The organism is Candidatus Eisenbacteria bacterium (assembly GCA_030017955.1).
GTDB lineage: Bacteria > Eisenbacteria > RBG-16-71-46 > JASEGR01 > JASEGR01 > JASEGR01.
Genome location: JASEGR010000016.1, coordinates 23,571 through 43,528, shown reverse-complemented (window position 1 = coordinate 43,528; position 19,958 = coordinate 23,571). Strand labels below are relative to the sequence as shown.

Sequence of the window (19,958 nt, the reverse complement as noted above, 5' to 3'; positions counted from 1 at the left end):
CTGTAGGCGCAGGGGTAGTCGTAGAAATCCTGGAATAAGAGAGAGAGAATGACGACGACAGCACAGACACAGAGGATAAGAATAAGGCTTAAGTCGTACGACCACGCCATGCTGGATTTTTCCAGCGAGGAGATCGTCCGTACCGCCAAGAGGACAGGCGCTAAAGTCGCCGGTCCCATACCGCTTCCGACCAAGAGGACGGTGTACACGGTACTTCGCTCCCCCCATGTTGACAAAAAATCCAGAGAGCAGTTTGAGATAAGAGTTCATAAGAGGCTCATTGATATCGTCCGCTCTACGCCGCAGACTCTTGAGGCGCTGACAAAGCTCGAGCTTCCTGCGGGCGTGGACATAGAAATAAAGGTCTAGAACTCTGGCAGCTTGGTCTTTCGACGGGGTAGCCGCCCCTCCTCGATCCTGGTGGGGGAGCGAGGAAGTTCTGATTCCTAACGTAAGGAGTGAGTTTAATTGAATTGTCTTCTTGGCAGAAAAGTCGGAATGACGCAGATCTTTGACTCTCAAGGCAGGGTTCTGCCTGTGACAGTGATAGAAGCCGGCCCATGCTATCTTCTTCAGAGAAAAGAGCAGAAGAAGGACGGGTACCACGCTTTCCAGCTCGGTTTTGCAGAGAAAAGAGAGAAGAGAACAACCAAAGCGCTTCTCGGACATTTCAAGCGTGCAGGGCAGAGTCCAAAGAGACTTGTGAAAGAGGCGAGGACTAATCCCGGTGAAGAGGGCAAGGCGGGGGATGTATTCACGGTTGAGATGTTTTCGCCGGGAATTGTTGTCAATGTCACAGGAACGACGAAGGGAAGAGGTTTCCAGGGAGTCGTGAAAAGGCATGGTTTTTCAGGAGGCGATGACACACACGGGTGCACGACTCACAAGCAGCCCGGTTCAATCGGAGCAAGCGCGTTCCCGTCCAGGGTCCTGAAAGGAAAGAAGCTTCCGGGAAGAATGGGTGGAGCAAGACTTACAATCAGGAACCTCGCGGTCATCGGGGTTGACAAGGAGAGAAATCTCCTTTGGGTTAAGGGCGCAGTTCCAGGCCCTTCGAACGGCTTTCTTCTGGTCGAGAAAGTAAGCAAGCGACGAGAGGAGAAGGGCGCAGCCTGAACGAACTGTGACCAGCGACAGGTTGAATACAGCCGTCTTGAATGCGAACATGACAGAACTGAAGAAACTAGGAATGAACGGGAAAGAACTGGGCAAGTTCACTTTGCCTCCCGCCTTGTTTGGCGTGGAAGTGAATGAACATGTTCTCTATGAATATGTCAGAAACTATCTGGCGAATCAGAGGCAGGGGACATCTTCAGTCAAATCCAGGTCAACGATGAGCGGCGGAGGAAAGAAGCCGTGGAGACAGAAAGGGTCGGGAAGGGCACGTGCCGGCACGAACACATCTCCGGTATGGGTCGGCGGAGGCCGCGCGTTCGGGCCGAAACCGAGGGATTACAGCTACTCGATACCTGCGAAGGTCAAGCGGCTGGCTCTCAAGTGCGCTCTTTCTGCCAAGGCAAAGGAAGATTCGATTTATCTCCTGGACAGTCTGACTCTGGAATCTCCGAAGACGAAGGAGATGGTGAAGATAATCAAGGACCTTGGACTTGACGAGAAGAAGTGCACTCTGGTCCTCGGGAACATGGACAAGAATATCAGTCTTTCAGTCAGGAACATTACGCATGTAAGGCCGAGACTTGCGGCGAATCTCAATGCATACGATCTTATAGATTCTGAGGCAGTCGTTTTTACTCAGGACGCATTGACAAAACTCATTGAGGCTCTGGGGGAAGCTTGAAAGAACCTAGGGAAATAGTCAGACGGGCTCTGATCAGCGAGAAGGGGACCCAAATCAGGACCAGCGGGAATCATTACCTGTTTGAGGTCTTCCGGGATTCCAACAAGATAGAAATAAAGAGAGCCGTGGAGGCAATTTTCGGAGTCAAGGTGGAAAGAGTGAGAACGCTCCAGGTCGTGGGAAAGACAAAGAGAATGGGAGTGTTCCAGGGAAAGCGCTCGGACTGGAAGAAAGCCGTGGTCACGCTGCGGAAGGGCGACACAATCGACATCTTTGAGCAGATCTAGGAGAGAAAATGGGGCTCAAGAAACATAGACCGCTTACACCGACGCTCAGGTATCGCATAGATGCTGACTACTCTGATGTCACGAAATCGAAACCCGAGAAAAATCTCGTCGTGCCCCTCAAGAAGACCGGCGGCCGGAACAACTACGGCCATATCACTTCTTACCATATCGGCGGCGGTCACAAGAGGAAATACCGGATGGTGGATTTCAAGCGTGACAAGGATGGGATTCCGGCAAAAGTGAAGGCAATTGAGTATGATCCCAACCGGTCCGCAAGGATTGCTCTCCTCTGCTATGCCGACGGAGAGAAAAGGTACATTCTTGCTCCTCTCCGTGTGTCCGTCGGGGACAAGCTTCTTTCCGGCTCCGGCGCCGAGATAAGGGACGGCAACTGCCTTCCTCTGAAAGAGATTCCGCTGGGTGCCAGTGTTCACTGTGTTGAGCTCGTGCCCGGAAGAGGCGGCCAGCTTGCGCGTTCGGCAGGAAGTTTTGTATCGCTTGCCGCAAGAGAGAACGGATTCGCTCATCTCAAGCTTCCTTCCGGCGAGGTGAGAATGGTCAAGGAAGAGTGCAGGGCGACCCTCGGTCAGGTCGGAAACCTGGACTTTGAGAACATCGTCTATGGAAAAGCCGGGAAAACCAGATGGCTCGGGAGAAAGCCGATCACTAGGGGTGTTGCAATGAATCCGGTTGACCATCCTCTTGGCGGCGGTGAAGGAAAGAGTTCGGGAGGAAGACACCCTGTAACTCCCTGGGGAGTGCCCACGAAGGGTTACAAGACAGGGAAAAAGAACAAGCCTTCTTCGAAGTACATATTGAAAAGGAGGAAGTAGAAGGTGGCAAGGTCGGTAAAAAAGGGTCCGTTTGTTGATGAGAAACTGCTGAAGAAGGTTGCGGCGATGAATCAGACCCGGGATAAGAGAGTTATCAAGACGTGGGCCCGGCGCTCTACTATTACGCCGGATTTTGTGGGTCATACTCTTGCGGTTCACAATGGGAACAAGTTCATTCCCGTCTATATCACAGAGAATATGGTCGGGCACAAGCTTGGGGAATTCTCCCCAACAAGGGTTTTCAGGGCTCACGGTGCTCACGTGGAAAAAGCCGCGGCGCCTCTGAAGTGAGAAGTCTGGAACCGAGAATCGAAGTTCGGAGATAGATCGCAGAGTTTCTTGTTCTTGAGTCTGATGTTTGCAGGAGCAGGGGGAAATGGAAGCAAGAGCTGTTGCAAAACATGTGAGAGTTTCGCCGAGAAAAGCCAGGCAGGTTCTCGATGAGATAAGGGGACAGAATGTCAATTCTGCTCTCAGTCTTCTTCAGTTCACGCCCAGGTATGTTGCAAAGACTCTGAACAAGCTTCTTAAATCTGCGGTGGCGAATGCTGTGAATATGGAAGGAAAGGTGGATGTGGATTCCCTTTTCGTGAAAGAAGCCTGGGTCGGACCCGGCCCAACGCTCAAACGCTGGCTTCCGAGAGCGCAGGGAAGAGCCACACCTATTTTGAAAAGGACGAGTCACATCACGATCATAGTCGATGTGCGAGAGCCGAAAGGGTGAGAGACAAGGGTTAGGGGGTCAAGGGGTCAAGGGGATGCTGAAGTTGGATTGGGACATCAGTTGTTCACTATGGAGGTGTTAGTTTGGGTCAGAAAACAAATCCAATCGGCCTGAGACTCGGCATAGTCAAGACCTGGGATTCAAAGTGGTTTGCTGAGAAGGATTATACTGCATTTCTTAAAGAAGACATCCTCCTCAGGTCATATCTCAAGAAAAAACTCTCCCAGGCGGGGATTTCCAAGATAGAGATTGAGAGGGCATCAGACAAGTTTACGGTCACGATTCATGCGGCAAGGCCGGGCCTGGTCATTGGAAGAAAAGGGACCCAGGTTGATCAATTGCGGGATGAGCTTCAACATCTCACGAAGAAAGAGGTTGCTCTGAACATAGAGGAAGTCAAAAGGCCTGACACGGACGCCCAGCTTGTTGCGGAACATGTTGCCAGGCAGCTGGAACAGAGAGTGTCTTTCCGGAGGGCCATGAAGAGGGCGATTACGTCCGCAATGAGAGGCGGCACGAAGGGAATAAAGATTACGTCCTCCGGCAGGCTTGGCGGCGCCGAGATGGCAAGGACCGAATCCTACAGGGAAGGGAGAGTTCCTCTCCACACGCTGAGGGCGGACATTGACTTCGCCAGGGCCACTTCTCATACGACGTACGGGTGCGTGGGCGTGAAAGTATGGATTTTCAAGGGAGAGATTCTCAAGCAGCCCAAGATAACGGAGCCGCGCGAGGTTCCTGCTCCTGTTCCAAGCGAGGAAGTATCCAATGTTAGTGCCAAAGAGAGTCAAGCATAGAAAGCAGCAGCGCGGAAGAATGAAAGGCAAAGCCACAAGAGGCTCGACGGTCGCCTTTGGTGAGTATGGCCTGAAAGCGCTCGAGCCTGCCTGGGTGACAAACAGGCAGATTGAGGCCGCAAGAGTGGCAATAACCAGGTTCATCAAAAGAGGCGGGAAGATGTGGATACGCATCTTTCCCGACAAACCCGTAACGATAAAACCTGCAGAGACAAGAATGGGAAAGGGCAAAGGGAATCCCGAGTACTGGGTGGCAGTCGTAAAACCCGGAAGAGTTCTTTTCGAACTCGAGGGGATTGGAGAAGACCTGGCGAAAAAAGCCTTCGCTCTTGGCGCAAGCAAGCTCCCGATAAGAACAAAGTTCGTCTCAAGGGATGAGACGGGGGGTAAATGATGCCGCGCGAGCTGAGACCGGAGCGTTTGAGGGAAATGTCCCTTGAAGAGCTGCAGGAGAAACTGAAGGGGACCAGTGAGGAGCTCTTCAACCTGAGATTCAGAAACTCGATGAAGCAGCTTGACAACTCTCTGAAGATCAGGGAGACACGAAGGGATATTGCCAGGATCAAGACAGTTTTGAAGGAAGCCCAACTGGGAATAAGGAAAATAGCCACTCACGGCGAGGCAAAATAGGAAGCTGTCGAGGCAAATCTTATGACAGAAAGAGGGAAAAGGAAGGTCAGAGTAGGAAGGGTCGTAAGTGACAAAATGGATAAGACCGCCGTCGTCCTGATTGAACGGCTTGTGAAGCACCCGTCCTACGGAAGGTATGTCAGGAGAAGAACGAAATTCAAAGTGCACGATGCGAAGAACGAATGCAAGGTAGGCGATGTCATAAAGTTCACTGAGACGAGGCCTCTGAGTAAAGAAAAATGCTGGAGGCTTGTGGAGTTTGTGAAAAAGGCTGACTAGTTGCCGGGCGGGAACTCCTTGCAAGCCAGCGAAGGCAGTTAGGCAATCTGAATTCGTGCGGAAACGTGGAGAGAACTGGGTGTCACGGTGGTTCAACCGAGAAGCATAATAACAATCTCTGATAATACGGGGGCAAGAATCGCCCGGTGCGTGAAGGTCCTCGGCGGGAGCAAGAAGCGTTACGGCCGGATCGGGGACATAATAGTCGTTTCAATCCGGGACGCAATTCCGGGGGCGACAATAAAGAAGGGCGATGTCGCCAAGGCAGTGCTAATCAGGACCAAAAAAGAGATGAGGAGAAAAGACGGCTCCTACGTGAAATTTGATGAGAATGCCGCCGTTTTGATTGATGAACAGAACGAGCCAAGAGGGACGAGAATCTTCGGCCCGGTTGCAAGAGAACTCAGGGACAAAAAGTTCATGAAGATCGTTTCCCTTGCGCCAGAGGTGATCTAGATGGCCTCGACCGCGGTTACCAAGAACGATTCAGTCGTCGTCATTTCGGGGGACGACAAAGGAAAGAGAGGAAAGGTACTCAAGATCTTTCCGGATGATGGAAAGATCATTGTTGAAAAGGTGAACCTTGTCAAGAAACACGTGAAGACCAAGGGGCCGGGATCTCCGGGGGGAATCATTGAAAAAGAGGCTCCGATAAACGCGTCGAATGTTCTCCTCTATTGCTCAAAATGCGACAGGGGCGTGAGGATTTCTTTCCATACCCTGGAAGATGGAACCAAAGAAAGACTCTGCAAGATCTGCGGGGAGACAATTTCAAGACAAAAGTGATGAGACTATGAAGGCAAGACTAAAGAAAAAGTATGATTCACAGGTTGTTCCTGCCCTGGTGAAGCGCTTTGGATACAAGAATGCGCTTCAAGCTCCGCGGCTTGACAAGATAGTTGTCAATATGGGAGTGGGCGATGCCCTTCAGAACATCAAGCTCCTGGATTCTGCCGCAAGTGAGCTCGCGGCCATCACAGGCCAGAAGCCTACCATCAGGCGTGCCAGGAGATCGATTGCGAATTTCAAGCTGAGAGCGGGTGCTCCTATTGGCTGTGCCGTAACACTCAGGGGAGACAGGATGTACGAGTTCTATGACAGGCTCACCAATATTGCCATCCCTAGGATTCGCGATTTCAGGGGACTCTCCACAAAGTCCTTCGACGGAAGGGGAAACTATTCGATCGGGCTCACCGAACAGATTATCTTTCCGGAGGTCAACTACGACAAGGTGGGCAAGGTGAGGGGGCTGGATGTGACGATAGTGACGACCGCAAGGACCGATGAAGAGGGTCTTGAACTCTTGAGGCTCATGGAAATGCCGTTCAAAGCAAAGTAAGAGGAGGAAGAGTGGCAAAGAAGGCATTGATTGAGAAATGGAAAAAAGAACCCAAGTTCAAGGTGAGAGCTTACAACAGATGTCACAGATGCGGGAGGCCCCGGGGCTATATCAGAAAGTTCGGAATGTGCAGGATATGCTTCAGAGAGCTTGCCCTCGACGGTTTGATCCCAGGTGTTGTGAAGTCTAGCTGGTAGGAGAACATATGTCCGTATCCGATCCGATTTCAGACATGCTCACTGTAATTCGGAATGCCTGCAAGGCAAGGCACAAGAGAGTTGAAATCCCTTCGTCGAGGTTCAAGGCTGAAATAGCCAGAGTCCTCCTGAAGGAGAAGTTCATAGCAAACTACAAGAGCGTCGAAGACAGCAAACAGGGAATTTTGAGGATATTCCTGAAGTACGACGAGGATGAAACCAGCGTGATAACCGGTCTGGAGCGCGTCAGCAAGCCGGGAAGAAGAGTTTATCTCGGAGCAAAGAAGCTTCCGAAAGTGGTCGGCGGTCTGGGTGTAGCCATAATCTCAACCCCATCGGGTCTCATGACAGAGAAAGAGGCACGAGTGAGAGGACTCGGAGGGGAGATCGTCTGCAAGGTCTGGTAGGAGGAGCAAAGTGTCGAGGGTAGGCAAGAAAATCATTGAGCTCCCAAAAGGCGTGAGCGTGAAGTGTGAGGGAAGGCGCGTTTCCGTGACCGGGCCGAAGGGCGAGCTGAGCTATGACCTTCTTCCCGGGCTTTCGATTTCGACGGAAGAGAGTACCGTGAGGGTGATTCAGTCCGATGAAGGCAAAAACGCGAGTGCGTTCCACGGGCTCACGAGGACCCTTGTCTTTAACATGGTCTCCGGAGTGGTTCAGGGATTCTCGAAAACACTTGAGATTCACGGCACCGGATACAGAGCTCAGATGGATGGGAAGAAGCTTGTTCTTCAGATTGGCTTCTCGCATCCGGTTGTGTTTGACCCGCCAGAGGGAATAGAGATTTCCCTCGATTCTCCAACGAGAATCGTCGTGAAAGGAATAGACAAGGCGCTGGTTGGAGAAGTGGCCGCCGAAATAAGGGCAGTAAGAAAGCCGGAGCCGTATCGTGGGAAAGGTATTAGATACGTGGGTGAGTATGTGAGGAAGAAACCTGTGAAGGGAGCTGCGGGGACAGGAGCAAAGGCCTAGGTGAAGACAAAATCTCAACTCAAAGTCCTGGCAAGAAAGAGAAGACATCTTAGAGTGAGAAGGCGCCTCTCGGGCACAGCCGAAAGACCGAGATTGTGCGTCTTCAAGAGTCTCAAGCACATCAGCGGAATTCTGGTGGACGACGGTGAGCTGCGCACTATTACTTCGCTTTCCACGCTCAGCCCCGAAGTGAAGAAAGCGATCGCGGAAGTGAAGGGAAAGACCGCGAAAAGCCGTGTGGTAGGCGTGCTTCTCGGCAAGAAGGCACTTTCCCTGGGAATCACGAAGATTGCATTTGACAGAGGCGGGTACCTCTTTCATGGACGTGTGAAGGCATTGTGTGACGGATTTATGGAATCTCTTTCGGGAACGGAGAAAACAGCCGCCAAGTCAAGTCCTGCAGGTGACCGCAAAAAATAAAGGAGGGATATTTGAAGGACGAGGGAGCTCCAACAAGTGAACTGATTGAAAAGGTCATTTATTTCAACAGGGTGGCTAAGGTTGTAAAGGGTGGAAGAAGGTTCAGCTTCAACGCGTTGGTCGCAGTTGGCGATCGGATGGGTAGTGTTGGCGTTGGGCTCGGAAAGGCAAACGAGATTGCCGATTCGATCAGAAAAGCCACCGAGGCGGCGAAGAAAAGTCGGATATCTGTTCCCTTGCTGGGAACCACGATACCTCACGAGGTCTATGGAAAGCATGATGCCGGGAAGGTGTTTCTGAAGCCGGCATCTCCAGGTACGGGTGTCATAGCCGGTGGCGCCGTCAGGGCGGTGCTTGAGGTCTGCGGAATTCAGGATGTTCTCACGAAATCGCTTGGGTCGAGCAATCCGCATAACGTTGTCAAAGCAACGATGGATGCTTTGGCCCAGCTCAGAAAGGCAAAAGATGTTGCCCGCCTCAGGGGAATGTCTGTGCGTGAGGTGTTGGGAATGGATGAAGGGAGAAACGTCTCAGGTGCTCAAGATAACCCAGATTAAGAGTTCGCTTCGCAGGGAAAAGTCGCAGGGGCTCACTTTGAGGGCGCTGGGCTTAAGAAAGAGGCATCAGACTGTTCTTCACAAGGACACACCTGAGATAAGGGGAATGATCAAGAAAGTCCAGCACTTGGTTAAAGTAGAAGTGGAGGAGAAGTGAGACTCGGTGCTATCAGGCACAATGCGGGAGCGGTGAAGATAAGAAAACGCCTTGGCAAGGGAAGAGGCACAGGTCACGGCGGCACATCCACAAAAGGACATAAGGGGCAGAAAGCGCGCTCCGGCGGGAGAGTGCACCGCTGGTTCGAAGGCGGTCAGATGCCGCTCCAGAGAAGGACCCCCAAGGTGGGTTTTGTTAACTTCACAAGGAAGAAAGTCCAGATTGTGAATGTGTCGGACCTCAATAGATTCGAGGAAGGGGAAGAGATAACTCCGGAGCGTTTGAAAGAGAAGCGGCTTATCCACAGACTGAACCTGCCGGTGAAACTGCTCGGCGACGGAAAGGTCGAGAAGGCTCTCACGGTAAAAGTTGACGCGGCCAGCACATCAGCGCGGGAGAAGATTGAGAAGGCAGGAGGGAAGCTCACCCTAAGTCATGCTTAACAGCTTCCAGAGTGTTTTCCGAATTCCGGAACTCAAGAGGAGAATTTTCTTCACCGCCCTTCTCCTGATTGTTTTCCGGCTTGGCAGTCATGTGCCTACACCCGGAGTTGATGCCCGTGCTCTGGCGACTTTTTTTGAGCAGGCAAAGGGCACTCTTTTCGGGCTCTACGACTTGTTTGCAGGCGGTTCACTGGGAAGGGCGACAGTTTTTGCTCTTGGGATAATGCCTTATATCAGTGCCTCCATCATCCTTCAGCTTCTTGGAGCGGTGATCCCGTACTTTGAGAAGCTGCAGAAGGAGGGCGAAGAGGGAAGAAAGAAGATAACTCAGTACACAAGGTATGGGACGGTTCTTCTTTCCGTGATCCAATCGTTCGCATTTGCTCTTTTTCTTGAGAATCTAACGGGCACGGGCGGACAAAGAGTTATTCCCAATCCAGGTTTCGGTTTCAGGATGGTAACAGTCCTTACTCAGACAACCGGGACAATTTTCATAATGTGGCTTGGAGAGCAGATAACCGAGAAGGGCATCGGCAACGGAATATCGCTCATCATTTTCATTGGAATAGTGGCGCGCTTTCCGAATGATGTCCTCAATTCCGTAAGATCAGTCATGGTCGGGACAATCAGCATCATCACCATGAGTGTCCTCGCCGTGATGATGCTGGCGGTCATAGCCTCAGTCATTCTCATAACTCAGGGGCAGAGAAGAATTCCCGTTCAGTATGCAAAAAGAGTGGTTGGAAGAAAGATGTATGGCGGGCAGAATACTCACATACCGCTTCGCGTCAACACGGCAGGCGTTATTCCCATCATCTTTGCCCAGTCCATTATCATGTTTCCGAGTACACTTGTGAATTTCTTCCAGACGAATCAGATAATGCTTGGAGTTGCCAATCTTTTTCAGCCTGGCGCGCCGGTCTATCTCATACTTTATTCGGCAATAATAATATTCTTCACCTATTTCTACACGGCTATTGTTCTCAATCCGAACGATCTTGCCGACAATATGAAAAAATATGGCGGTTTCATCCCGGGCATGAGACCCGGAAAGAAGACCGCAGAGTACATCGACGGCATCATGACCAGGATTACTCTTCCTGGAGCCGTATTTCTCGCTGCAATAGCGGTTCTTCCTGATGTTCTGATCAGGAAGTTTAATGCTCCCTTCTACTTCGGAGGAACGAGTCTGCTGATTGTGGTCGGCGTTGCGCTTGATACACTCCAGCAGATCGAGTCTCACCTTGTTATGCGGCACTACGACGGGTTCCTCAAGGGCGGAAGAATCAGGGGGAGAAGATAGGGTCGGGCGCCCCAGGCGACGGCGTGAATGAATTGACGGAGGAAAAGCTTGAGAGTGGTTCTCCTTGGACCGCCGGGTTCAGGTAAGGGCACCCAGGGAAGGCTCCTCTCTCAGAGATACAAGATTCCTCTCATTTCGACGGGAGAAATTCTCAGAGAGGCGATCAAGCTGAAGCTTGAGCTTGGGTCGGAAGCAGAGAAATTTCTCGACAAGGGCAAGCTTGTTCCTGACGACGTGATGCTGGGGATCGTAAGGGAGAGAATCTCCCGGAATGATGCAAAGGGAGGTTTCATCCTCGATGGATTTCCGCGGACCGAACCCCAAGCCCTGGAATTCGAGAAACTCCTCGGCGAGATGGGCACACGGCTTGATGCAGTTGTGAATGTGGATGTTCCCGAAGCAGTGATTGTGAAGAGGCTTGTGTCAAGAGTCGTATGCTCCAAGTGCGCCGCGAATTATAACCTGGCGACGAATCCGACCAGGGTTCCGGGCCGGTGCGATGCATGCGGGGGGAAGCTCGAGAAAAGAGCTGATGATGCTGAGGAAACTGTCAGAACGAGAATTGCAGTTTATCATTCAAGCACGGAGCCGCTTCTTGCATTTTACAGGGAACGTTCGCTTCTCCATTCGATTAGCGGGGACGGAGAAGTAAGCAGTGTCTTTGGCAGGGTTGTGAAAAGTCTGAACAGCAGTGCAGGCTGATGGCTCTCTTCTATCCGGAGACAGGCACAAGGAGTTGTTTTCCTCCTACATCGAGAGAGGGTGGAATGAGGAGCGCACGAGTTGATTCCGATCAAGAGCAAGGAAGAAATCAAGTTGATTGCCGGGAGCTCCGCGCTTGTAGCCGGATGCCTCGAGCTCGTCGGACATCTTCTCAGACCCGGCATTTCGACGGTGGAGCTCGACAGGGAAGTTGACGCATACATAAGAAAAAATGGTGCAGTGCCCGCTTTCAAAGGGTACAGAGGGTTTCCGGCAAACATGTGCGTGTCAGTGAATCACGAAGTGGTTCACGGGATCCCTGGAGAACGAATGATCAATGGAGGAGACATCGTGAGTGTTGACATAGGGGTCCTCAAGAACGGCTATTACGGAGATTCTGCCAGGAGCTTTGCAGTAGGCGATGTCCATGATATCGGCAAGAGACTTCTTGCTTCTGCCGAAGAGGCTCTCGTGAAGGGGATAGAGAAGGCAAGGCCGGGGAACCGGGTGGGAGCGATTTCGCATGCGATACAGTCATCGGTCGAATCCAACGGGTTTTCCGTCGTGAGGGCCCTATCAGGCCATGGCATAGGAAAGGAAATGCATGAGGAGCCCCAGATTCCAAACTATGGAAGGGAAGGAAGCGGGGCACTGATTAAGGAAGGAATGGTCTTTGCAATTGAGCCGATGGTTAACGCCGGCAATTTCGAAGTGGAGATTCTTGACGATGGATGGACAGTTGTGACAAGGGATAGGTCCCTGTCTGCACACTTCGAACACACGGTGGCGGTTTTGAGCGATGGGCCGGAGGTTCTTTCTTGTGTTGGATAGAGTTCAGAGCGGAGCCCGGGGCACAGATTGCCCTGAATGGCATCGTCACTTGAGGCAGGTGGAAATCCGTGCCTAAGGAAGAAGGCGTACAGGTTGATGGTACTGTAATCGAACCTCTTCCCAACGCAACATTCAGAGTGGAACTCGAGAACGGTCACAGGGTACTTGCTCACATTTCAGGAAAGATGCGGATGAACTTCATAAAGATACTGCCCGGGGACAAGGTAACAGTTGAGCTTTCACCCTACGACTTGACGAGGGGCCGGATTATTTATCGCTACAAATAGAGTTGAGAGTATTTTCACCGAAGATTCTGGTCCCGGAATAAAGCCGGACAACGCTGAGGGTTAGCTGAATGAAAGTCAGGGCATCAGTAAAGAAGATTTGCGAACAATGCAAGATTGTGAGAAGGGAAGGGATTCTTCGCGTCATCTGCAAGAATCCGAGACACAGGCAGAGACAGAAGTCCTAAGTCTGGGGTTTCGTCAGGAGGTAGAACTTGGCAAGAATAGCTGGTGTTGATCTCCCTGCTGAGAAGAGAGTCGAGGTGGCTCTCACTTACATCTTTGGAATTGGTGATTCAACGGCAAGAAAGATTCTCAAGATTACCGGAGTCAATCCTAACATGAGAGTGAAGAGTCTCTCTGAAGAGGATACTGCAAAACTCAGGAGTGAGATTGAGCGCAACTGCAAGGTCGAAGGAGCCCTTCGCGGAGAGGTCTCTCTGCATATCAAGCGCCTCATGGATGTCGGCGCCTACCGTGGATTGAGACATAGAAAGGGCCTTCCCGTCAGGGGACAGAGAACCAAGACAAACGCAAGAACAAGGAAGGGTCCGAAGAAGACTGCGGGAGTGAGGAGGCAAAAGGCTGCTTCGCCGGCAACAAAGAAAGCTGAGACAGCAAGCGCATAGGAACTAAGGCCAGCAAGGAGGAAAATTTGCCACCAGAAGGAAAAAAGCCGAAGAAGAAGGAACGGAAAGTAGGGAATGTCGGGGTCGCCCACATCCAGGCGAGTTTCAATAACACCATTGTGACTATCACCGATCCGTCCGGAAATGTGATTACATGGTCAAGCTCCGGGAAGGTAGGGTTCAAGGGCTCGAGGAAGAGCACTCCATTTGCCGCGCAGATTGCTGCCGAGGCGTCTGCAAAGGAGGCTTTGAGTCAGGGAGTGAAGAAGATAGAGGTATGGGTCAAAGGACCCGGCTCCGGCAGGGAGGCGGCAATCAGATCCCTCCAGGCAGCAGGCCTGGAAATATCGGCAATAAGAGACGTGACACCAATTCCTCATAACGGATGCAGACCACCGAAGAGAAGGAGGGTCTAATCTTCAGGGAATCCTTGCAGCGGCCGTATTCATGCGGCGCCGGCTGCGGGTTAGGGGAAGGAGATACGAGGCAATAAATGGCAAGGTACAGGGAAGGAAAATGCAGACTCTGCAGAAGGGAAAGCGAGAAGCTCTTCCTCAAGGGTGACCGGTGTTTCACTGATCACTGCGCCATCGACAAAAGGAATTTTGTCCCGGGCGAGCATGGAAAGGGCGGCAGAAGAAGAAGAGAGACTGGATACGGGCTTCAGCTGAGAGAAAAGCAGAAAGCAAGACGCATCTACGGCATCATGGAACGGCAGTTCAGAAATTACTTCCTCAAGGCGGAAGGAATGAAGGGGAAAACCGGCGAAATACTCCTTCAGCTTCTTGAGACCCGCCTGGACAACGTTGTTTACAGAATGGGGCTTGCCCCGTCGAGAAACGCTGCAAGGCAGCTCGTGAGGCACAGACATCTTAAGGTGAACAACAGGGTCGTCAACGTTCCAAGCCGTGCGATCAGAGCCGGCGACGAGGTCGCTGTGCGGGAGAAGAGCAAGACCCTGAAGCTCATTACCTCCGCGCTCGAAAGCCAAAGCGCCCGCGGCCTGCCCCAGTGGCTCGAGGTCAGCAGAGAAGACATGAAAGGAAGGCTTGTCCAGATACCGTCGCGCACTGACATCCCGGTCGCGGTTCAAGAGCAGTTCATCGTGGAGCTTTATTCAAAATAATTTTGATCTACTACTCTCAGAAAGGTTGACTTTTGACAGGAGGTGGCGCCTGGCTATTCAGAGTTGGCCTGCCGTTGTTGGAAGTGATTCAAGGCTCTGTCACCTACTGTGAAGGGGGATGGCTACATGAAGCTGAAAGGATTTCAGATGCCCAAGAGAATTGAGATAGACGAGAAGACCATGACTGACCGGTACGGAAGGTTTGTGGTCGAGCCTCTTGAGAGAGGATTCGGGACTACGCTTGGAAATTCCTTGCGCAGAGTCCTTCTGTCATCTCTGCAAGGAGCAGCTGTGGTGACCGTGAAGATTGACGGAGCCCTTCATGAGTTCGCCACGATCCCCGGCGTAGTCGAGGATGTGGCCGAAATAATCCTGAACATAAAGAAGATGCGCCTGAAGATGCACACCGACGGCGTGAAGAAGGCCTATTTCAATGCAAAAGGGAAAAAACGGCTGGTCGCGGGCGATCTCGAAGCGGATCCTGACATAGAAGTCCTGACGCCAGACCTTCATATCGCTACAATCAACAAGAATGGTGAATTCAAGGCCGAACTGGAGATCTCGACTGGGCGGGGATATGTGCCGGTCGAAATGCAGGAGGAACCAGAGAAGTCAGAGAAATCAGAGAAATCAAGGAACATAGGTACTATCCCTATTGACGCACTGTTCTCTCCGATTGAACGGGTGAGCTACTTCGTTGAGAGTGCAAGAGTCGGGCAGAGAATCGATTACGACCGGCTGATTGTCGAGATATGGACTGATGGAAGCGTGCTTCCGGGCGATGCCCTTGCTCATGCTGCAAGAATACTGAGGGACCACTTCTCTCTCTTCATACACTTTGAAGAAGAAGTTGAGGAGGAGGCCGAGGTTGAGGAGGATGAGGAGACGAGAATGATGCGCAAGCTCCTCGAAAGGAGTGTCGAGGAACTTGAGCTTTCCGTTCGTGCGGCAAACTGCTTGAGGAATGCCGGGATAGTGACAATCGCAGACCTTGTTCGTAAGACCGAGCAGGATATGCTCAAGTATAGAAACTTCGGGAAAAAGTCACTGAAGGAAATCTCCGAAATACTTGCCAGGGACAACTTGCACTTCGGCATGGATGTCTCGAAGTACAGAGTTTCTTCAAAGCCTGAGGATACGACTCCAAAAGAGGAGAAGGTTTTGGAAAGTGAGGAGGCAAGCCAGTAAGGGTGATCCCCTCACCCTACCCTCTCCCCTGGGGGAGAGGATGGAGGTGAGGGGGGATGGCCACAACAGGAGAGGAAATAGTCAATGAGGCATAGGAAAGACTGGAAACAGCTGAGCAGAACGGCAAGCCACAGGAAGGCCATGCTTAGAAACCTTGTCACGTCCCTCTTTAAGATTGAAAGGGTGACAACAACGGTTGCAAAGGCAAAAGAGGCGAAAAGGGTTGCCGAGAGAATGATCACTTTTGCAAAAAAGGGAGACCTGTCATCGCGGAGACAGGTTGCAAGGTTTGTTCAAGAAGAGGCTGTTATCAGGAAGCTCTTTGACACGATTGCACCGTGGTACGCCGAAAGAAATGGCGGTTACACAAGAATTATACGGCTCGGACGGAGACTCGGAGACGCCGGAGAGCTTGGCATCCTCGAATTGCTCAAGACAAAAGAGCAAAGAGAAGCAGAGAAGGCCAAGATAGCCGAATTGAAGGCTCAGAAGGAAGAGAAGGAGAAAAAGAGAAAGTCCTTAAGGCCGTAGAAACCGCCGCCATTTCGAAGGAGGCAGAGTTTCAGAGCACGAGAAAAGGATAGGTTGATAATGAGACCAGGGACCCGTTCATGCGGGTTCTTTTCTTTTCTGCTTCTTCTGTTGCTGTTCCTATTTCACCCTTCTGTTTCGCTCTCTACCCCGCGCGCGAGAACTACTCCGGGGTCTGTCCATGAACGAAGGGCGCTCTGGGTTGTGAGGACGACTCTCACCTCGCCTGAGAAGATAGAACAGATGGTGAGAGAAGCAAAGAAGGCGAATTTCAACATGCTCTTTGTTCAGGTGCGGGGGAGGGGAGATGCGTATTATTCCTCTTCGATTGTCCCTCCACCCGAGGACATGAATCGTTCCGGCTTTGACCCTCTCTCCCTGGTTATCACCCGGGCACACAGTGCGGGGCTTGAGGTCCACGCATGGGTGAATGTGTTTCTCACCTGGTCCAAGCCGACAAAGCCGGTCTCACCGGATCATGCGGTAAATCTTCATCCGGAATGGTTTGGCGCCTTCCCTGATGGAAGGAGTTTTGTTTCAATTTCGAGGGAAGAGCTTGGGCGCAGAAGTATTGAAGGGCTCTTTCTTTCACCCGGGAATCCGGATGTCAGGGAGTATATCAGGGCGGTTGTCTCTGAAATCGTGGAGAAGTATGCCGTTGACGGCATTCACCTTGACTATGTCAGGTTTCCAACCTTGAAGTCCGGTTTTGACGAGATTTCGAGGCGCGAGTTCATGAGAGTCTATTACGTCGATCCGCTTTCTCTTGAGACCGGACCCGGGGCCGTCCTGGACTACTTTGGAGCGCCGGGTTTAGCGGACCTGGCCGGCAAGTGGAAGAACTGGCAGATCGAGTGTGTTACGGAAACTGTGAAGGGAATTGGTGAAGTAATAAGGAGAGAGAGGCCCGGCATCGTTTTCTCGGCGGCCGTGATGCCGGACAGCGATGCGTCGCGGGATCTTCACGGCCAGGACTGGGTTTCATGGGTGCGCAATGGATATCTGGATTTTGCAGTCCCTATGTGCTACTCACGTTCGAGCGAGGTTATCGAGCGGCAGCTCAGGAAAGCCGTTCAATCAGCCGGGAAAGACCGTGTCATGGCGGGCATCGCAGTGTATAATCAGCATTCAAGGAGCGCAGTTGAGAAGATCAGGATAGCCAGGAGACTGGGAGTCCTGGGAGTTTCGCTGTTCTCATACGATTCCGTCGGGGAAAGGAAAGAGTATCTTCAGAGCCTCAGGAGAGATGTCTTCCAATCTCCTGCATCAATTCCGAATTCCCAATGAAATCCCGGCTGAGAACATCGTCCACGGAGAAATTGGCCAATGCTTTCTGACGCCTTGCTGAAAAAGCTGAGAAAAGAGTTGGGTCAGGAAAACGTGCTGACGTCGGATGAAGAGCTGGTCTGTCATTCCTACGACGCCACGCTCATAAGAAGCCTGCCCGATGCGGTGGTCACCCCGAGGACAGCCGAGGATGTTTCGAAAGTCCTTGTACTTGCGAATGAAAACGCAATCCCTGTTACTCCCAGGGGTTCAGGAACAGGACTCACCGGAGGCTCAGTTCCGCTAAGAGGCGGAATCGTCCTCTGTCTCACAAAGATGAATTCGATAAGGGAGATTGCTCCCGCAGACCTTCTCGCAGTCGTTGAACCTGGAGTTGTAACCGGCGAGCTGCAGAGAAAACTTGAGGAGGAGGGGCTTTTCTATCCTCCCGACCCCGCGAGTCTCGAGATCTCTTCGATTGGGGGAAACATCGGAAACTCGGCTGGAGGGCCGAGAGGTTTCAAGTACGGAATGACGAAAGACTATATCCTGGGCCTTGAGGTCGTCCTTCCAACCGGGGAGCTGGTGAAGACAGGTGCAAGAACTGTCAAATGCGTGACGGGCTATGATCTCGCCAGACTCTTTACCGGCTCCGAGGGAACACTCGGCGTCATAACCTCTGCGATTCTCAGGCTTATACCCGTTCCCGAAGAGCGGATAACTGTCCTCGCTTCGTTCAAACGTCTGGAAGATGCCGCCTCGCTTGTAAGTGAGGCAGTCTCGGCCGGACTTGCGCCTTCAGCTCTCGAAATCATGGATAGTGTCACACTCTCAGCAGTCAAGGAGAGCTCGGGACTGAACTCCCCGGAGGGAACTTCGGCGGTTGTGCTTTCAGAAACCGATGGGTTCAGTGAAGTTGCCATGAAGGAAGCGCAGAAAGTGCGCGAACTGAGCATAAAGAACGGGGCAATTTCTGTTCAGATGGAGAAAGACAAGGAGAGACGTGAAAAACTGTGGGCGGCCAGGCGTGGAGCATTTGCAGCTCTCGCCAGGAAGAAGCCTACGACGATTCTTGAGGACATAGTAGTTCCACGGACAAAGCTTGTTGAAATGGTCAGGGCCGTGGCAGAAATCGGAAGAAGGCATCAGTTGGTGATCGCAACCTACGGCCACGCGGGAGATGGAAATCTTCATCCGACAATCTTGTGCGACAAGAGGGACGAAGACGAAATGAGGAGAGCCGGGAGCGCTGCGGGAGAGATCTTTGAACGCGCACTTGACCTGGGTGGAACTCTCTCCGGGGAACACGGTATAGGATTCGAGAAGGCAAGGTTCCTCAAGAAGGAAATCGGTGAGGCAGGAATCAAGATAATGAAAAGACTCAAGGATTCTTTCGATCCGAAAGGGATAATGAATCCCGGGAAGATGTTTGAGTAATGCAATATCCCCACATATCAGCCCATTCAGAAGACATAGTCAGGTGCATAAAGTGCGGCCTGTGCAAGTCCGTCTGTCCTCCGTATCTCGAAACGTTTGTTGAATCGGAAGGGGCAAGGGGGAGAGTAGCCCTCGTGGAGGCGCTGCAGGACGGGAGACTCACGCTTTCACATATTCTGTCAGATAGAATCTTCACGTGCCTGAATTGCAAGGCGTGTGTCGAAGCGTGCCCGAGCGGTTGTAACGTTGACGACCTTGTTCTTTCGCTCCGTGCCGAGCTTGCATCGAGAGGCAAGATCGGCCTTATCAAACGGCTTGTCCTGAACGATATCGTCCCGTCAAGAACAAAGCTTGACCTCGCAGTCAAAGCTGGTTCTGTCTTCCAAAGGTTTCCGGGACTGTTCTCGATGCTCGGCCTTGATGGAGAAGGTGGATTCCCCAAGCTCCAGGGAAGAAGCTTTATCGACAGTCATAGACCCGGAAGGAGAGTGAGGAACCCGGTCATGAGAGTCGGCTTTTTTGTGGGATGCGGCACGAATTTCCTTCATACAGAAGCCGGGGAGGCAATAGTCTGGGTTCTTGAAAGGCACGGCTGTGAAGTCATCGTCCCCAGGGAACAGGTCTGCTGCGGAACGCCTGTATTCAATTCAGGCGAATTCGGGACTGGGCGCAAGCTGGCAGAAAGGAATCTCGAAGTCTTCGAGAAGGCCAAAGTAGACGCAGTCATAACCGGATGCGGAAGCTGCGGGCTCACGCTGAAGAAGGAATGGCATGAGGTTCTCGGTGTTGATGCCCGGGAGTTCTCGAACAAAGTCTATGACTTCTCGGAATTTCTTGTCAAAGAGCTGAAGCTTCAGAAGCCGAGAAGGAGCTTCTTGCTCGCGGTAACCTATCACGATCCCTGCCATCTTGCGCGGGGACAGGGGATAAAGGATGAACCGAGGGAGATTCTGAAGAACATTCCAGGAGTGAATCTCGTAGAGATGAGGGAATCGACGAGATGCTGCGGCGGAGCCGGGACATTTGCCTTCACCTGGCCTGAACTCTCAAGGAAGATCGGATCCCGCAAAGCCCTTTCTATAAGAGACACTGCCGCAAGCATGGTGACCACATCATGCCCGGGCTGTTACTTGCAGCTCAGGCGGGTTCTCCGCGCGAACGATATCGAAATGTCCGTGAAACACGTGGCCGAACTCTACGCATCCGCGCTATAAAATAGTGACAGTCA

General features: G+C 52.0%; 34 protein-coding genes. All 34 read left to right on the top strand.

Annotation, left to right across the window (positions count from 1 at the left end; genetic code table 11):
* Nucleotides 1-48: 48 nt before the first annotated feature.
* On the top strand, nt 49-369 hold the full coding sequence (rpsJ, locus tag QME66_03945; protein MDI6808121.1) for a 30S ribosomal protein S10: 321 nt from the start codon (nt 49-51) through the stop codon (nt 367-369).
* Between the two features lie 99 nt (nt 370-468).
* Nucleotides 469-1,116 (top strand): 50S ribosomal protein L3, encoded by a 648-nt coding sequence (gene rplC, locus QME66_03940; protein MDI6808120.1) that lies wholly within the window; start codon nt 469-471, stop codon nt 1,114-1,116.
* A gap of 49 nt (nt 1,117-1,165) precedes the next feature.
* Entirely contained in the window at nt 1,166-1,798 is a 633-nt protein-coding gene (rplD, locus tag QME66_03935) for a 50S ribosomal protein L4 (protein MDI6808119.1), read from the top strand.
* A complete protein-coding gene (gene rplW, locus QME66_03930) occupies nt 1,795-2,085 on the top strand; it encodes a 50S ribosomal protein L23 (protein MDI6808118.1) in 291 nt (96 codons plus the stop codon). The genes rplD and rplW overlap by 4 nt, the downstream gene beginning before the upstream one ends.
* Before the next feature lie 8 nt (nt 2,086-2,093).
* Entirely contained in the window at nt 2,094-2,918 is an 825-nt protein-coding gene (gene rplB, locus QME66_03925; GenBank protein MDI6808117.1) for a 50S ribosomal protein L2, read from the top strand.
* Nucleotides 2,919-2,921: 3 nt separating this feature from the next.
* Nucleotides 2,922-3,209: a 30S ribosomal protein S19 gene (rpsS, locus tag QME66_03920; GenBank protein ID MDI6808116.1), complete on the top strand. Its 288-nt coding sequence runs from the start codon at nt 2,922-2,924 to the stop codon at nt 3,207-3,209.
* Nucleotides 3,210-3,294: 85 nt separating this feature from the next.
* The gene (rplV, locus tag QME66_03915; protein MDI6808115.1) at nt 3,295-3,642 is read left to right on the top strand and encodes a 50S ribosomal protein L22; all 348 of its coding nucleotides are present in this window, start codon (nt 3,295-3,297) and stop codon (nt 3,640-3,642) included.
* An 83-nt stretch (nt 3,643-3,725) separates the two neighbouring features.
* Entirely contained in the window at nt 3,726-4,439 is a 714-nt protein-coding gene (gene rpsC, locus QME66_03910) for a 30S ribosomal protein S3 (protein MDI6808114.1), read from the top strand.
* Nucleotides 4,411-4,833 (top strand): 50S ribosomal protein L16, encoded by a 423-nt coding sequence (rplP, locus tag QME66_03905; protein MDI6808113.1) that lies wholly within the window; start codon nt 4,411-4,413, stop codon nt 4,831-4,833. Before rpsC ends, rplP begins: the two co-directional genes overlap by 29 nt.
* Nucleotides 4,833-5,069 (top strand): 50S ribosomal protein L29, encoded by a 237-nt coding sequence (gene rpmC / locus QME66_03900; GenBank protein ID MDI6808112.1) that lies wholly within the window; start codon nt 4,833-4,835, stop codon nt 5,067-5,069. The genes rplP and rpmC overlap by 1 nt, the downstream gene beginning before the upstream one ends.
* Before the next feature lie 21 nt (nt 5,070-5,090).
* Nucleotides 5,091-5,348 carry a 30S ribosomal protein S17 gene (gene rpsQ / locus QME66_03895; protein MDI6808111.1) on the top strand — a complete coding sequence of 86 codons (258 nt, stop codon included), beginning with the start codon at nt 5,091-5,093 and terminating at the stop codon, nt 5,346-5,348.
* 87 nt (nt 5,349-5,435) lie between these two features.
* Nucleotides 5,436-5,804: a 50S ribosomal protein L14 gene (gene rplN, locus QME66_03890; protein ID MDI6808110.1), complete on the top strand. Its 369-nt coding sequence runs from the start codon at nt 5,436-5,438 to the stop codon at nt 5,802-5,804.
* On the top strand, nt 5,805-6,134 hold the full coding sequence (gene rplX / locus QME66_03885; GenBank protein MDI6808109.1) for a 50S ribosomal protein L24: 330 nt from the start codon (nt 5,805-5,807) through the stop codon (nt 6,132-6,134).
* 7 nt (nt 6,135-6,141) lie between these two features.
* Complete coding sequence (rplE, locus tag QME66_03880) at nt 6,142-6,687, top strand: 50S ribosomal protein L5 (GenBank protein MDI6808108.1); 546 nt, start codon at nt 6,142-6,144, stop codon at nt 6,685-6,687.
* Nucleotides 6,688-6,698: 11 nt separating this feature from the next.
* The gene (locus tag QME66_03875; GenBank protein MDI6808107.1) at nt 6,699-6,884 is read left to right on the top strand and encodes a type Z 30S ribosomal protein S14; all 186 of its coding nucleotides are present in this window, start codon (nt 6,699-6,701) and stop codon (nt 6,882-6,884) included.
* Nucleotides 6,885-6,892: 8 nt separating this feature from the next.
* Complete coding sequence (gene rpsH, locus QME66_03870) at nt 6,893-7,291, top strand: 30S ribosomal protein S8 (GenBank protein MDI6808106.1); 399 nt, start codon at nt 6,893-6,895, stop codon at nt 7,289-7,291.
* A 10-nt stretch (nt 7,292-7,301) separates the two neighbouring features.
* A complete protein-coding gene (gene rplF / locus QME66_03865) occupies nt 7,302-7,856 on the top strand; it encodes a 50S ribosomal protein L6 (GenBank protein MDI6808105.1) in 555 nt (184 codons plus the stop codon).
* Entirely contained in the window at nt 7,857-8,276 is a 420-nt protein-coding gene (gene rplR, locus QME66_03860) for a 50S ribosomal protein L18 (protein ID MDI6808104.1), read from the top strand.
* 11 nt (nt 8,277-8,287) lie between these two features.
* Nucleotides 8,288-8,833, top strand: a complete 546-nt coding sequence (gene rpsE / locus QME66_03855; protein MDI6808103.1) for a 30S ribosomal protein S5 — start codon at nt 8,288-8,290, stop codon at nt 8,831-8,833.
* Nucleotides 8,790-8,990, top strand: coding sequence for a 50S ribosomal protein L30 (gene rpmD / locus QME66_03850; protein ID MDI6808102.1), 201 nt, complete (start codon nt 8,790-8,792; stop codon nt 8,988-8,990). Before rpsE ends, rpmD begins: the two co-directional genes overlap by 44 nt.
* A complete protein-coding gene (gene rplO / locus QME66_03845) occupies nt 8,987-9,433 on the top strand; it encodes a 50S ribosomal protein L15 (GenBank protein ID MDI6808101.1) in 447 nt (148 codons plus the stop codon). Before rpmD ends, rplO begins: the two co-directional genes overlap by 4 nt.
* Entirely contained in the window at nt 9,426-10,736 is a 1,311-nt protein-coding gene (gene secY / locus QME66_03840; GenBank protein ID MDI6808100.1) for a preprotein translocase subunit SecY, read from the top strand. Before rplO ends, secY begins: the two co-directional genes overlap by 8 nt.
* A gap of 54 nt (nt 10,737-10,790) precedes the next feature.
* Nucleotides 10,791-11,438 carry an adenylate kinase gene (locus QME66_03835; GenBank protein ID MDI6808099.1) on the top strand — a complete coding sequence of 216 codons (648 nt, stop codon included), beginning with the start codon at nt 10,791-10,793 and terminating at the stop codon, nt 11,436-11,438.
* A gap of 81 nt (nt 11,439-11,519) precedes the next feature.
* Entirely contained in the window at nt 11,520-12,269 is a 750-nt protein-coding gene (gene map, locus QME66_03830) for a type I methionyl aminopeptidase (GenBank protein MDI6808098.1), read from the top strand.
* 68 nt (nt 12,270-12,337) lie between these two features.
* Nucleotides 12,338-12,556, top strand: coding sequence for a translation initiation factor IF-1 (gene infA / locus QME66_03825; GenBank protein MDI6808097.1), 219 nt, complete (start codon nt 12,338-12,340; stop codon nt 12,554-12,556).
* Between the two features lie 68 nt (nt 12,557-12,624).
* Complete coding sequence (gene rpmJ / locus QME66_03820) at nt 12,625-12,741, top strand: 50S ribosomal protein L36 (GenBank protein ID MDI6808096.1); 117 nt, start codon at nt 12,625-12,627, stop codon at nt 12,739-12,741.
* Between the two features lie 27 nt (nt 12,742-12,768).
* Nucleotides 12,769-13,182: a 30S ribosomal protein S13 gene (gene rpsM, locus QME66_03815; protein ID MDI6808095.1), complete on the top strand. Its 414-nt coding sequence runs from the start codon at nt 12,769-12,771 to the stop codon at nt 13,180-13,182.
* A 26-nt stretch (nt 13,183-13,208) separates the two neighbouring features.
* A complete protein-coding gene (gene rpsK / locus QME66_03810; GenBank protein MDI6808094.1) occupies nt 13,209-13,598 on the top strand; it encodes a 30S ribosomal protein S11 in 390 nt (129 codons plus the stop codon).
* Between the two features lie 77 nt (nt 13,599-13,675).
* Entirely contained in the window at nt 13,676-14,308 is a 633-nt protein-coding gene (rpsD, locus tag QME66_03805; GenBank protein ID MDI6808093.1) for a 30S ribosomal protein S4, read from the top strand.
* A 126-nt stretch (nt 14,309-14,434) separates the two neighbouring features.
* A complete protein-coding gene (locus QME66_03800) occupies nt 14,435-15,496 on the top strand; it encodes a DNA-directed RNA polymerase subunit alpha (GenBank protein MDI6808092.1) in 1,062 nt (353 codons plus the stop codon).
* Nucleotides 15,497-15,580: 84 nt separating this feature from the next.
* Nucleotides 15,581-16,027, top strand: coding sequence for a 50S ribosomal protein L17 (gene rplQ, locus QME66_03795; protein ID MDI6808091.1), 447 nt, complete (start codon nt 15,581-15,583; stop codon nt 16,025-16,027).
* A 60-nt stretch (nt 16,028-16,087) separates the two neighbouring features.
* The gene (locus QME66_03790) at nt 16,088-17,314 is read left to right on the top strand and encodes a family 10 glycosylhydrolase (GenBank protein ID MDI6808090.1); all 1,227 of its coding nucleotides are present in this window, start codon (nt 16,088-16,090) and stop codon (nt 17,312-17,314) included.
* A 39-nt stretch (nt 17,315-17,353) separates the two neighbouring features.
* Entirely contained in the window at nt 17,354-18,730 is a 1,377-nt protein-coding gene (locus tag QME66_03785; GenBank protein MDI6808089.1) for an FAD-linked oxidase C-terminal domain-containing protein, read from the top strand.
* A complete protein-coding gene (locus tag QME66_03780; GenBank protein ID MDI6808088.1) occupies nt 18,730-19,944 on the top strand; it encodes a (Fe-S)-binding protein in 1,215 nt (404 codons plus the stop codon). Before QME66_03785 ends, QME66_03780 begins: the two co-directional genes overlap by 1 nt.
* The last annotated feature ends 14 nt before the right edge of the window (nt 19,945-19,958 follow it).